Annotated in this window: 13 protein-coding genes; 5 read left to right on the plus strand and 8 right to left on the minus strand. The window is 70.1% G+C overall.

All coding sequences use genetic code 11. From position 1 onward, the window contains the following. Positions 1–47: 47 nt before the first annotated feature. From OIE13_RS31280 to OIE13_RS31300, 5 genes are all read right to left on the minus strand, one after another. The gene (locus OIE13_RS31280; protein WP_326829097.1) at positions 48–2063 is read right to left on the minus strand and encodes a hypothetical protein; all 2016 of its coding nucleotides are present in this window, start codon (positions 2061–2063) and stop codon (positions 48–50) included. Next, positions 2060–4012: a hypothetical protein gene (locus OIE13_RS31285; RefSeq protein WP_326829098.1), complete on the minus strand. Its 1953-nt coding sequence runs from the start codon at positions 4010–4012 to the stop codon at positions 2060–2062. Before OIE13_RS31285 ends, OIE13_RS31280 begins: the two co-directional genes overlap by 4 nt. 63 nt (positions 4013–4075) lie before the next feature. Then, positions 4076–5404: a hypothetical protein gene (locus tag OIE13_RS31290; RefSeq protein ID WP_326646131.1), complete on the minus strand. Its 1329-nt coding sequence runs from the start codon at positions 5402–5404 to the stop codon at positions 4076–4078. A gap of 686 nt (positions 5405–6090) precedes the next feature. Then, positions 6091–6321: a hypothetical protein gene (locus OIE13_RS31295; RefSeq protein WP_326646130.1), complete on the minus strand. Its 231-nt coding sequence runs from the start codon at positions 6319–6321 to the stop codon at positions 6091–6093. Beyond that, positions 6311–6556: a DUF6400 family protein gene (locus tag OIE13_RS31300; protein WP_326646129.1), complete on the minus strand. Its 246-nt coding sequence runs from the start codon at positions 6554–6556 to the stop codon at positions 6311–6313. Before OIE13_RS31300 ends, OIE13_RS31295 begins: the two co-directional genes overlap by 11 nt. 448 nt (positions 6557–7004) lie before the next feature. Between OIE13_RS31300 and OIE13_RS31305 the strand changes: the two genes are divergently transcribed. Together OIE13_RS31305 and OIE13_RS31310 are read left to right on the plus strand one after the other, a co-directional pair. After that, positions 7005–7274 carry a hypothetical protein gene (locus OIE13_RS31305; RefSeq protein ID WP_326646128.1) on the plus strand — a complete coding sequence of 90 codons (270 nt, stop codon included), beginning with the start codon at positions 7005–7007 and terminating at the stop codon, positions 7272–7274. Between the two features lie 32 nt (positions 7275–7306). Then, complete coding sequence (locus OIE13_RS31310) at positions 7307–7516, plus strand: hypothetical protein (RefSeq protein WP_326646127.1); 210 nt, start codon at positions 7307–7309, stop codon at positions 7514–7516. Here OIE13_RS31310 and OIE13_RS31315 read toward each other — a convergent pair. Beyond that, entirely contained in the window at positions 7503–8453 is a 951-nt protein-coding gene (locus OIE13_RS31315; RefSeq protein WP_326646126.1) for an NBR1-Ig-like domain-containing protein, read from the minus strand. The two genes, OIE13_RS31310 and OIE13_RS31315, sit on opposite strands and share 14 nt — an antisense overlap. A gap of 499 nt (positions 8454–8952) precedes the next feature. Between OIE13_RS31315 and OIE13_RS31320 the strand changes: the two genes are divergently transcribed. Then, complete coding sequence (locus OIE13_RS31320; RefSeq protein ID WP_326646125.1) at positions 8953–9354, plus strand: hypothetical protein; 402 nt, start codon at positions 8953–8955, stop codon at positions 9352–9354. Positions 9355–9514: 160 nt separating this feature from the next. Continuing rightward, a complete protein-coding gene (locus OIE13_RS31325) occupies positions 9515–11803 on the plus strand; it encodes a polysaccharide lyase 8 family protein (protein WP_326646124.1) in 2289 nt (762 codons plus the stop codon). On the opposite strand, the gene OIE13_RS31330 is transcribed toward OIE13_RS31325, so the two are convergent. After that, positions 11792–12421, minus strand: a complete 630-nt coding sequence (locus OIE13_RS31330) for a hypothetical protein (RefSeq protein ID WP_326646123.1) — start codon at positions 12419–12421, stop codon at positions 11792–11794. The two genes, OIE13_RS31325 and OIE13_RS31330, sit on opposite strands and share 12 nt — an antisense overlap. Continuing rightward, complete coding sequence (locus OIE13_RS36865; protein ID WP_442811690.1) at positions 12418–12642, minus strand: hypothetical protein; 225 nt, start codon at positions 12640–12642, stop codon at positions 12418–12420. The genes OIE13_RS31330 and OIE13_RS36865 overlap by 4 nt, the downstream gene beginning before the upstream one ends. Between OIE13_RS36865 and OIE13_RS31335 the strand changes: the two genes are divergently transcribed. Continuing rightward, positions 12560–12751 (plus strand): cellulose binding domain-containing protein, encoded by a 192-nt coding sequence (locus OIE13_RS31335; protein WP_326646122.1) that lies wholly within the window; start codon positions 12560–12562, stop codon positions 12749–12751. The two genes, OIE13_RS36865 and OIE13_RS31335, sit on opposite strands and share 83 nt — an antisense overlap. Positions 12752–12977 lie beyond the last annotated feature (226 nt).

A 12977-nucleotide genomic window follows, 5' to 3' on the forward strand; every position in this document is an offset into this window, starting at 1 on the left:
CCAAGGTCCTTTCGCGGAGAGCGATCGCGGGGAGGGATACGGGACTGTCAGCAGGTCCGCCAGCGCACCGTCGTACCGATCGAGTCGTCGAGGCTGTGAACGGTCAGCGGGGCGGTGACGGAGGCGGGAGCGCCGCACCAGTTGCGGATCCTGTGGGCCCGCAGGTTGATCACCTGCGTGACCCCTGCACGCAGCGTGCCGCCGGAAGGGCTCACGGCCAGGCCGGGAGCCGATATCCGCCACTTCAACGGCTCTCCCGAGATGGTGAGGACCATGCTTCCCTGGCCGAACTCGTCCAGCGTCACCACGGGTGGGACCCGCAGGCGAGAGGCGAGCCCGTCTCGTCGCGCCGGCGCGCCCGCGGTGGGGCCCGCGATGGGGTCCGCAGTGGGGTCCGCAGTGGGGTCCGCGACGGGGTCCGCGACGGGGTCCGTGGTGGGGGGAGCCTGGGTGGCCTGGGTGGTTTGGCCGGCCTGGCTGGTGGACGCCTGCAGCGACCTCGTCGGCTCCTTGGACTCGATCGCGGGGCCGAGAAGGTTCATCCCGGTCAGAGTGCCGGCCGCGCCCGCCACGACGATGATGACGATCTTGATCGTCGTGTTCCTGATCCGGGCACCCGCCCAGCTGAGCGCCTCCAGCACGCGTATCCCCATCTCGATCCGCCCTTCGTCGGGGCGGTCGTCGGGTTCGGTGTGGAAGCGCAGCGCGGGAATCTGGGCGTTGTTGCGCATCTCGACGGACGCCTGCCCCGCGATGACGACGGGCTCGGCTCTGGCGACAGGTTGAGGGGCGGGCGGCGCCTGCCTGGGGATGGTGCCGGTGATCTCCTCGCTCTGGGCGAGGACCTCACGTGCCCATGCCTGGGTGAGCAGGGCGTCGTACAGCGGGGTGTCGTGCCCGGGTACGGGCGGTGCGGACGGCGGGCGGACCGGCCGGGTTCTGCGGGGTGGCAGGGCGGGCAGCGGGGGGAGGCCGGGGGGATCGGAGCTGCCCACCGCCGGCTCGCCCTCCGGTGGCGTGACCGGCGACGCCGTACTCGCCGAGCCCGTACTCGCCGAGCCCGTGCCCGCCGATGTCGTGCCCGCCGATGTCGTGCCCGCCGATGTCGTGCCCGCCGATGTCGTGGCCGGCGGTTTCGCCGGTGCTTTCGAAGCCACCGGCGGATAGGGAGGCGCGCCGATCCTGGGCGCGGGCAGTGCCACGGCCGGTGGTGCCGGAGCGGCGGGGACACCGCTCCCGGCCGGAGGAGCGGGGAGAACGGCGGATCCGCCACGGGCCGGGCGTGCGTGCGGGCGGGTGGGCGGGACCACCTCTGGGGGCAGCGAATCCGTGAGCCGCTGCCGCTCCTCGGCGGAGAGCGGCGCGACCGGCGGATGGGAGATCATCTGCGGGACCGTGTAGCGGATGTTGATCGGCCGCGTGCACGCGGAACACCTGATCATGTGGGAGATCAGGGCCGTCCGGGCGTCGTCCGGATCGGTGGAAGAGGATGCCGCCTCCCCGCCGGCCCTACCGGCGGGGAAGGCACCGGGAAAGACCGTCTCCACCAGCGGGGCGAGCTCCGGACAGGTACGCCGCCCGTTGGCGAGTGCGTCCAGCCCGCTCACCAGGGTCTCGATCAGATCCTGGGTGCGGGTGGCGAGCCTGCCGACCTCGTCGGCGGGCATCCCCAGCACGTGGGGGAGATCCTCCATGCCGAGCGCATGGCGGTACATCAACCTGAGCGTCTCCGTGCCCAGGGGGTCGACGATCGTCCACACCCGTTCGATCAGCAGGGCATCGGGCATGCCGGGCCCCGAACCCGGCACGTACCGCTCCCGGTGACCGGTGGAGGTGCGGCAGTCACGTCGCAGTGCGGCCAGTAACCGTCCCCGGACCGTGACGCTCTCGGGGGCGACCTCGGTCCGGCCGGCCGTCAGCGCGGCGACGACCGCCGCGCGCGCCCGGCCGGATTCGAGGTGGGAGGCGGCGTAGTCCATCAGGTGCGCGCCGTGCTCGCGTACCCAGGCCGCCCCCTGGCCGGGGCCGGGCGCGAAACGCCCGGTTCCGGTGGGTGTGCTCATTGGCCGTCGTATTCGAGCGGGTCCGGCTCGACCGGGTACTGGCCGGTCCGGCCTTGGTCGGGCTGGAAGGGGGCGGTCCGGTCCTGGGTGTTCTCACCGCTCCTCCGCTGCGCGGGGGCGCTGTCCCCGGGGTTCTGGGCGCCCGGCTGGGCGGGACTCAACTGGCCGGGGTCACTCTGGCCGGGGATCTCCTGGCTCGGGTCGTTCTGGCCTGGAACCTCGTGGCCTGGAATCTCCTGGCCCTGGTCGGACCGACCGGGAACGTTCTCGCTGGGAACCGGCTGCGGAAGCGGAACGGGAGCGGGGTCGGTCACCACAAGTTCCAGGTTCCGCTGGGGCAGTCCGGTGAACTTGGTCCAGTTGCTGACCTCGCCGGATGCGGGCTCCGCGTAGAGCCAGCGGATGAACGCGGGCCACAGGCACGAGTCGCGGGGGATCGTCTGGCTGCTCTGGGTCGGGCTCGGTCCCTGGGACGTGCTCAGCGCCTGGAGTTCCTCGGTGGTGTAGTTGCGGCATGGTGGCGTACCCGGCGGGGCGATGTTGAGATCCCACACGCCGTTCTCGTCCGTGTAGCGCATGCCCCTGTCCAGCCCAAGGGCCTCGTAGGCTCGCCGCAGGAGCTCAGGGTCCTCGAAGACCGGCAGCGAGACGCCGTTCTGGCCGCCGGGGAGTTGCGGCGTGGCCGACATGAGCACGGTCCCGTCGGGACCCTGCGACGAGTTCTCGCCGGGACCGACGGACGGCTGCGGCGGCTGGACGGGCTTCAGGCTGCCACCGGGCGCTGTCGGTGTCCCCGCCCTCGGCGTCGTCGCTCCCGGTGGGACCGACGGCTGTGTCCTCGGCGAAGGCGCGCCCGCGTCGTCCGTCGGTCTGGTCGCGGGTGGCGCGGTGGGGGGCCTGACATTGCCCGGGGGCACGATCGGCTGGCCCGTTCCCGACCGGATCGCCGGCCGCAGGGTGCCCGTCGGCCGGGCGTTCCGTGTGGTCTCCCCGGGTTGCGGGGTCCTGTTGCCGGCGGCGGGCGGAGGCTGCGACCGGTTGCCGCCGGTGGGTTGCGGCTGGGAGGGCTTGTTGCCGCCGGTGGGTTGCGGCTGGGAGGGCTTGTTGCCGCCGGTGGGTTGCGGCTGGGAGGGCTTGTTGCCGCCGGTGGGTTGCGGCTGGGAGGGCTTGTTGCCGCCGGTGGGCTGAGGTTGCGACGGCTTGTTGCCGCTGGGGGGCTGTTGCGACGGCCGCGAGGGGGCCGAGGACTTCGTCGCACCGGGCTCGGGAGCCGGCTTGGGGGGCGAGACCACCTCGATCTGCTTCTCCGCGGGGCGCTCGATGACGCTGCCGCTCTCGCTCTCGCTCTGCGAGATGTTCCCGCTGATCCTCTCCGTCGGAGTCGGAGCCGGAGGGGCCGGGAGCCTGGCGGGTTGGGGGTTCGCCACCGGCGGTGGAGCCGGGGGTTGTACCGGTCCCGGGTTGGGGGCGGGCTGCACCGGTGCCGAGCCGGACTTGGGGGCCGGGGCGTTCGTCTTGGGGGGCGAGGGTTTCGTCGTCTTGGGCGGTGTCGGCGGTGTCGGCGTGCTCTTGGGGTTTCCCGGCCGCTGTACGAGAGGCGAGGCAGCGGCGGCCAGGGCCAGGACCGGGAGGGCGACGCAGCCTTCCCCCGAGGTTCCGACCGCGTGCCCGTCGGTGGTGGTGGTCAGGCAGACCCGCGCGTCCCTGGAGCCGCCCTTGCCGGCACCGCCCGCGATGGTGCTGCCCGCGTCGGCGCCCGAGAGCGTGACCGGTTGATCACTGCCGGAAGACGCACTCGGCGACCATGCCTCGGCCTGGTCGTCGAGGAGGTACGTGCCCGCGGACAGTCGCATCACCTCTCCCCCACCGGGGGCGGAGCGGACGGCGATGACGGTTCCCAGCCCGGCGCCGGCGCTGAAGACGCCGATCGCGACACTCGCAGTGATCACCGTCGCGCGCGATGGCTTACGTGAGGGTGTCATTATGAATGTTCCTTTTCTTCCGGTGAAATGTCAGTCGCCGTGGCTCTCCAGGACGTCGCTCCACTCGCCCAGCACGCGAGCGGGCTCGTTCGAGCCGGCAGGGGGGACATATGTCACATACATGCGTCCGTATGTGGCGCTCACCGAGTTGGCGAAGGCCTTACCGCGGGTGCGGACGGCGGCCGAGCCCTTCAGCTTGACCGTCGCGCCCTTCCGCTCCGCCTTGCGCATCTCGGTGGATCGGGCTCCATACCAGACCAGGGCACCCCCGTCACTGGTCCTGAGCGCGCGTACCGGTCCCTCAAGCCGGTACGACAGCGTGAGCTTCCAGTCGGCCTGCTCCAGCTGCGCCCGCTCCTGCTGCCAGAACAGTGCGGCCTCGCTGGTCCACGGCCCCTCGTCGAATCGCACGTCGACCTCGGCGTTCTCCAGGCTCGCCAGGTGCGCGCGGGCGATCTGGCGAGGGGTCGCGCTCAGCCCGATGGCGTTCTCCGGCAGGCTCGTCGCGTAGCCCTCGGAGTCGGTCGCTATCTTGGGGAACCGTGCGGGAGTGGCACGCGTGTCGGCGGCCGAGGCGACGAGCCGCCAGCCGCCGGGAGCCGAACTCATCACGTCGACGACCCGGGCGACACCGGGCTCGTACGAGACCGCCACGAACCAGTCCGCGGTGCCGGTCACGTGGCGCGGGATCCACATCTGCGGGTTGGGCCATATCCCCGAGGCCAGCGACTTCTTCTCCATCTCGGCGGTCTTGAAGCCGGCTCGCGTCATCTCCAGCGCGAGCCCGTGCTCCAGCTTCGCCATGGCGGCCTGGTCATTCCTGCCCTGGGCGACCGACAGCCCTCGCTGGTAGCGGCCGTGGATGCCGTACGCCTCCTTGACGGTGAGCTGGGGTGGGCTGGAGCCGGCCGGTGAGTCGGTGTCGGGCGGGGTGGTCCCCGTCTCGGCCCGGGGCTTCTTGGTACGGGGCTCCTCTGCGCGGGGTTTCTCCGTACCGGTGACCTTGGGGCTAGGAGAGGACTTATCGCTTTTTGGGGGCTTCGGGGTTGATTTGGGGGTGGAGCGGGAGGGGGACGGCGTCGGCGAGGGAACGGCCTTCTCCCAGCCGGCGTCCGAGGAGTCGGGGGTGGGATTCGCCGCCAGGGACGGACCAGAGGGTTCTCTGGTCGCGAGCCAGAGCGCGGAGGCGGCGATGATCGCTAAAACCGCCGTGAACAGAATGACCTTCCGCCAATCGAATGACAGGAGGCGTTCGGGATGCCAGTCGGATGTCTGTTCGGAATCACGCCCGGAGGAAGCACTGCCACGACCAGAGGACCCAGCCTGTCCATCTGGGAAATCTGATGCACGCCATGACATAGGTCCAAATATTAGACTGACCGTGATCTATTGGGAAGGTAAAGGGCTTAGTAATTGACACTTATGGCTATTTGATTATTAATAACACTTAAGTCGATATACGGTCTGTCCGAAACCCGGAACGCCCCCACCTGCTGGCATCCCGTCGGTGGACCGTACCAGTAGTTCTCTAGAGATGTGCTGTCATCCTCGGGTTTCGGATGACCTTCCGTTCCCCTTGTTGAACTGCCCTTTTTCCCGAGCGAGCCCGTCGTTCACCTCCCGTTGGGCTTTCCGGCACCCGGTCGGGCATCCTGCGGGGGACAAGTGATCGCGAAAACCTTTCACGCTCCGGATTGGTACAAGCTCCATAACAATTTGATATGAATGCGTTTCCCGGCTTCGGCTGTTCGGCCCCGGACCCCGTTCCGGGAATTGGAGCTCCGCCTTTTCCGCGCCCACCGGGGGGCGAGGCTCTCCCGCCTCCGGATGGGTGCCCCGGACGGCCCGCCGGGCGCGCGATCGGCCGGGACGGCCGCGGGCGGGTGAGCCCGGCGCCGGCGCGAAACGCCCAAGCCGGGACGGGCGCGGGCGCCGCCCTCCGGCCCTCCCGGATCTTCCTGCGCGGAGTCCGGGGAGCCGAGGCGTCTGAATGCGATCCCTGCCAGGTCCTGCCAGGTCCTGCCAGGCTGACACCTTTTGTCGGGTCAGCCGGAGGTGGTCCTGCCGCCCGCGCCGAAGCCCGTCTCGTGATTCCACAGGTGGGTGCATCCCGGGCACTGCAGGTGCAGCAGGCTTCCGGTGTTGCCGATGAGGTAGCGCCAGTGCACCCCGCAGTTGCGGCCGCCGAGGCAGTCGTCGCAGTCGCGGTGGTCCTGGCAGCCGGGGCAGGGCAGCCATGCCCTGCGTCCGAAGTCGGCGTGCGGATCAAGAGGCACGGCCAGACTCCCTGGGGGGAAGCACTCCGGCGGCCACGAGCATGTCGTAGGTCTCCTGCTGAGCTCTGTCGAGGCCGGAGTAGAGGAGGTCGTACGCCTCCTCCTCGGCCCGCATCACCCCCGGCGGGTCCCAGTCCGGCTCCAGCGCCGCCATGACGGCGGCGCGGCGGCGAGTCTCCTCAAGGGTGAGGTCGATCTCGAAGTCGGTATACGGGCTGGTGCTGTCCTGACTCATGACATGGCTTCCGGGTCTGCTGGTGAGCGTGTCGGAGGAGCGATCGGGGAGGGCGGCGGGCGGAACCGGAGAGAGATGATCCGGTTCAGCCTGGGGTGGGCCGCTCTTCGCGATCAGCCACATGCGCTGCGGGGCGGAACTCCTCCTGGAGAGAGATTCTTGTCCACTATATATCCATATATACTTTATGTTGCTTTTAGTGATGTTTTGGGTGATGTTCGGCAGTCGGGCGTCGGGCTGCCGCCTGCCGCCTGCCGCCTGCCGCCTGCCGCCTGCCGCCTGCCGCCTGCCGCCTGCCGCCTGCCGCCTGCCGCCTGCCGCCTGCCGCCCGGGATCCGGGATCCGGGATCCGGGATCCGGGATCCGGGATCCGGGATCCGGGATCCGGGATCCGGGATCCGGGACGAGGGAATCGGGAGGGCTGAGGGCGGAATCCGGATGACCGGGTATGGACCACCCCGAGGACAACTACGGCCCGGGGGCTGCCATGACCACGTACACCCTGTCGATCGTCGAAGGTGACACCGGCGGCGTCTCGTCGGGTAAGGACCTCTTCTCACCCGACTCTCCGATCGATTTCAGTGATCTCGGCCCATACGCCCTGATGTGGCTGACCGAGCACGGCTACCGGGAACAGGGCAGGCGGGTCCTGGTCACCCCCGCCGGGCAGGAACCCGAGGGGGTCCACGTGATCGCCTCCCACGACGTGGACCTCTGACTCCCGTCGGACCGTGGCTCCCCCCGGGCGCCGTGCCCGATCCCCTGGCCCCTCCGGGCGCCATGCCCGCCCCCGGCCTGGCGGCGGAGTACGACTACCGAGTACGGATCCGGACCGAGACGGGACTGCCGGCCATGCACCAGACACGGTCCCCTGCTTGGGTCACCGAGGCGCTCACCGGCCGGGTGACCCTGCCGGGCCCGGTCCTGGTCACAGCCGGCGTGCCGATCACTTCATCGTGACATCTAGAAATATCGGGTTTTTCCCGGCGAACAGCAGAGCCCCGTCCTCATTGGTCATCTTCCAGTAGATCTTGCATCTGCCCGGGGTGTCGGCGGCGCGGACGCGCACCGCTATGTCGACCGTCTCGCCGGGTGCGGTCGTCTCGATCGCGACCCGTTCGGGAGCATGGCACGGGGTCTCGTTCATCCGGTCGAGGTAGCGCCTGTGCCACGGGATGGTCCCCGTGTTACGGAGCCTCCACACCTTCGTGAAGCGCGTCCCGCTCCGCACCACTGTCCCGTCCGGATGTGTGATGTCTCCCTCGAAGGCGGAGTCGTCGCGAGGTGAGGCGGCCTGCGTCAGGGTGTCCTGAGGAACAGGCTTCTCCTCCCCGCGGTCGGACGACGCGACGAAGGTGATGAGGGCGCCCGCGCCACCGGCGACCACGGCGGACAGCACGGTGAGGACGACCGGCTTCCTGACGCGCGACCGTTGAACATCCCGGTCCCCGACTTCGGCGCTCTCCCCGGTCTTTCCCCACGTCTTCGAGGGCTCGGCTCCGACCTCGGCTCCGACCTCGGCTCCGACCTCGGCTCCGGCCGGGACGGTCTCCCGGCCGGTGTCCCCGGCACGCTCCCAATGCTCCCGCCACTCGCGCTCGGCCTCGGCCGGGTCCTGCCCCAATCGGTCGACCGCCAGGATCCGAACGAACTCCCACGTCGTCTCCCAGCTCGGCAGCACCTGCCCCCGGGCGGCGGCCGCCAGCGACGACTTCGAGGCGGCCGCGCCCAGGCGGGACGACATCTCCGCGAAGGAGGGGTCGCCCGCCTCCTCCTTGAGCTTCCAGAGCCGGTGCGCGAGCAGTGCGACAGGGCCGGACTCAGGATCGGGCCGGACCGGTTTCCGCCCTCGCCGCGTTCCCGGCTCCTCGTCCCGTGGATTCGGTGACCCCGCCACACCCACCCCCTGCTCGACACTGCCGTACGGACATTCTCACGACCCGGGCGCGGCCTCTTCGGCAATACGCCCAAAACCTGAGGAGATTACCGGAAGTCACCCGTGACGGACGTCCACCGCCGTGCGGTCCGGATCCGATCCGCAGGGCACACGGCTGTGACCTGTGCCGTCAATTGTCCAGAGGGATCTGGACAATGTTCGGCAGGGGTCTGGACAATATTTGGCCATATATCCGGCGAACTCTTCTTGCCGCCGGTCGCGGCACACCGGCATAGTCGGGGCCACTCCTCGCCCCACCGCTTCCGTGGATTTCCGCAGTGTTCGCGATCCACGCAGGAAGCGGGGCCTACGGGGGCCGCGAGGACTCGGGGCCGCGTTTCCATCCACGGGCGTCATCCACGGGCGTCATCCGTGGATGGAAACGCGCCCCACATCGGAAAACATCTCCGTCCCACTGACCGCATCCCAGAAGACCGCGTTCCGACAAGAAGGAGAGAACATGAACTACCGGAAACCGATCGCCGTGGCGGCCGCGGCCGCTGTCGGGCTCGTGATGATGGTCACGCCCGCCATGTCCGCCACGGCCCAGGCCGCGGCACCAGCGGCCAAGGTGGCGGTGAAGCCCGCGGACACGGCCGGAATCCTGGAGGTCAAGAGGGCGAGCATCGCCTGCTTCAGTCCCCGGGGAAAGAAGGCCAACTACTCCTGGGGTACGGGTGGCGTCTCCACGACGGTCTACTTCAACAACCACTGCTCGCACAAGGTGCCGGCGAAGCTCCACTTCAAGTCCGCCATCGGTACGACCACCAAGAGGTGCATGATCACCAACGGCAACACGAGCGGCAAGAAGAGGTTCTGGGTCCCCGGCTTCCAGCTGCAGAAGATCACTAAGGGCTGCTGACAGCCCGCCGGCCAGGGCGGGGCGCCTCGCCTGGGACAGGTCCCAGGCGAGGCGCCCTCATGCCCGGATGGGGTGGGCCTCCGCTGTGGAGTGCCCGAGCGCGTGAGGTGGCGCGGCGTAGCCTTCGGGGCGGGGGTGAACGTCGCCTCACAATCTATATGTGAGTGGATATTCCAGGCGATTATTTCTCCAGCTCAGCGGTGCCGCCGCGACTGGAGCGCTGATTCCGGCGCATACCGCGCACCCGGAGGACGACTCCTTCGCCCTGCTGCGCCGCCGTTGGTGTGAGGTGACGGCGGGGTCGGGGTTCGACGCGACCGCCGAGCCGTACCGCACCCGGCTGGCGAGGCTGGGGACGACCGCCGCCCTGTACCGGGACACCATGGCACCGGCCGACATCTCGCTCTGGCCGGAGTTGGCGTTCCCCTCCTTCGTTGACACCCCGGCGCGGCTGCGGACCATGGCCCGCGCGTACGCACTGCCGGGGACCGGCCTGACCGGCGACGCGAACCTGGCCGCGGCCGTCGCGGGTGGCATCGACCACTATCGGCGGCAGGTGTACGCCTCCGGCGCGGACCCGGTCGGCAACTGGTGGAACTGGCAGATCGGCACCCCCAGGAAGCTCCTCGACGCGGCGGTGCTGATCGGTTCGCACCTGACGGACCGGCGGAGCGGGGCGCTGCGGGACGCGGTGGATCACTTCCTCCCCGAGTGCCGTCTGAACGACTACGCCGGCACCAGCACCGGAGCCAACCGGGTGGACCTGTGCACGGTGACGCTGCTGCGCGCCATCCTCGGGTCCGACCCCGGCAAGGCGGCGCTGGCCGCCTCGGCGCTCTCCCCGGTCTTTCCCCACGTCTTCGAGGGCGACGGGCTCTACCGGGACGGTTCGTTCATCCAGCACACGTCCGTCCCCTACCAGGGCGGCTACGGAGCGGTGATGCTGTCCGGGCTCGCGACCCTGTTCGAGGTGCTGCGCGGCTCGCCGTGGGAGATCACCGACCCGGACCGGCAGATCGTTCTCAACGCTGTCGAGAGGTCGTTCGCGCCGTTCGTCCACGACGGCTTCTGCATGGACCTGGTCAGCGGCCGGGGGATCGACAGGGAACCGTACGGCGACCATCGGAGGGGACGCGACATCGCCTCGGCGATCCTGCGGCTGGGGGACGCGGCCTCCGCCGCCGAGCGGGCCCGCTGGCAGGGCATGGTCAAGGGATGGGCGGTGCGCGACACCTCCAGTCCCATGCTCGACGCGGCCGAGAGGAACGATCTGGAGTTCCACGCCCGCCTCGCCGCGCTCCTGGACGACGACGCGATCCCGGCGGCCGAGGAACCTGCCGGACACCGACTGCCGGCGATGAGCGCCCGTGCCGTCCACCGCAGGCCGGCCTGGTGCGCGGGACTCAGCATGGCCTCGTACCGGATCGGCCACTACGAGCACGGAAACGGCGAGAACCGGCGCGGCTGGCACACCGGCTCGGGAATGCTCTACTGGTGGGGCGAGGGCCATGGCGACCAGTACTCCGATTCCTTCTGGCCCACCGTCGACCCCTACCGCCTGCCGGGCACGACGGTCTCCACCAGGCGGCTGGCCGACGGCGCCGGTGCGGAGTGGGGCGACACCTGCCCGCCGGGCCGCTGGGTGGGCGGCGCCACCGACGGCACGTACGCGACGGTCGGCCAGCACCTGTTCGGCTTCGAGAGCACGATGGAGGCTTTCAAGTCGTGGTTCTTCCTCGACGACGCGGTGGTCTGCCTGGGCGCCGGGATCACGAGCGAGGACGGTGTGCCGGTCGAGACCGTCGTGGACAACCGCAGGACCGGCGCGCTCCTCACCGTGGACGACCGTGAGGGCTGGGCGCACCTGGCCGGGCACGGCGGCTACGTCCTGCCCTGTCCCACCGGCCTGCGCACGCTGCGTGAGGAACGCACAGCCGGCCAGGTGACCCGGAGCTACGTGACCCTCTGGCTCGACCACGGCGTCGACCCCCACTCGGCCGGTTACGTCTACCTGCTCCTGCCGGGTGCGAGCCGGGCGCGGACCCGGGCCCGCGCCGCCGACCCCGGCTGGGCGAGGGTGCTCGCCAACACCACCCGGCAGCAGGGCGTCCTGGTCCCCTCCCTCGGGATCACCGCTGTCAACTTCTGGAACGACGGGACCGTCGGCGGCCTGGCCGCCTCCGCCCCGTGCGCGGTCCTGGTCAGGGAGAGCGGCGACGGTACGGCCACGCTGACCGTGTCCGATCCCCGGCGCGACCTGGACGAGCTGACCGCGACCTGGGACCGGCCGGTGGCCGAGGTGCTCGGTGGGCACCCGCTCCTGGTGAGCGCCACGACCGGCGCGCGGCTCACGCTCGCCTTCGGACGGCTGGCGGACCGGGGCGGCGGCTCGCAGACGGTCACCGTACGGCTCGGCCGGCACGTGGGCCGGGGACGTTCACCCGGTTGATCGGCTCACGATCCCCGCTCCGGTGCCGTGCCGCCGGCCTCCTTCGCCGCGCCGGCCATACCCGTCGCGCGCCGTCGCGTCGTGGATCGCGACGGCGGTGGTCGTGCCGCCGTCCACCTTCGCCATGACCATGACCTTCTGCCCGGTCTTCACCGCGTCGATGCCCTCGCCGCGGCGGTTGATCCGGGTGTCGCCGTTGATCGCGTACTCCTTGGTGTAGCCGTCCTCGCTCTTGACCGTGATCGAGTCCTGGTCGACGGCCGTGACGTCGCCGTACTGGGTGGCGACGGTCACGTACTTGCCCTCACCGTCGGGCACGACGAACTCGCCGTGGATGGAAGGGCCGCCGAAACCCATCTTGTGGCCCCGGCCCCGGCCCTGTCCCGGCACCTTGTCGGAGGGCGCCCCGGACGGAGCCGCCGACGGTGTCGCGGTGTCGCCGACCGTGGGCGTCGGGGAAGGCGAGGGCGAGAACGCGGCCGCGGCGGCGACGCCGGCACCCGTGGCCACGACGAGCGCGGTGGTGGCGACGAGCAGTACGGAGCGGGGGACGCGACGCCTGGGCGGCTCGTTCGCCAGTGTTTCCGCGGTGCTGAATTCGTCCGGCCCAGGGGTCATCTTTCTTCCTCCCGATAGCATGCGATAGGACAACAGTGCATCGGTACACCTAAAACTGCCGTAAATGCCGTTCGTGCCCTGACAAGCACCCTCCGTGCGGAACGGCCCCCGCATCGCCGGTCCCGGTGTGAGACGGTCGTGCCGCTCCAGAAATGGAGGGTGAGCGTGACCTTTGAGACGTCGTTGACTTCGGCGAAGAACTCCGGCTCCAGCGTGAGCATCCGCAACGCCTCCTGCAACGGCTCCATCGCGGCGGGCTCCTCGACGACCTTCGGCTTCACCGCCAACGGCACCGCGGTCACCGCCACGGTCGCCTGCACCAGCCCCTGATCCGATTCGGGCCGGGCGGCGGTTTCCGCCGTCCGGCCCGTACCCGGTGTCAAACCAATGGCCGGGCGGTTGCGCTGCCACGTCCGTGAGGAGCAGGTGCGCAGAGGCGTACTTCCGTTCGGCTTGGAGACATGGTGCGAGTTCTCTCGAATGCTGACCCGATCCGGAAGGCCAAGATCTACGCGAACATCGGATTGCGGATGATCTACCACCCGTCAAAACAGAA

The organism is Streptosporangium sp. NBC_01810 (assembly GCF_035917355.1).
In the GTDB taxonomy this organism is placed as follows: domain Bacteria; phylum Actinomycetota; class Actinomycetes; order Streptosporangiales; family Streptosporangiaceae; genus Streptosporangium.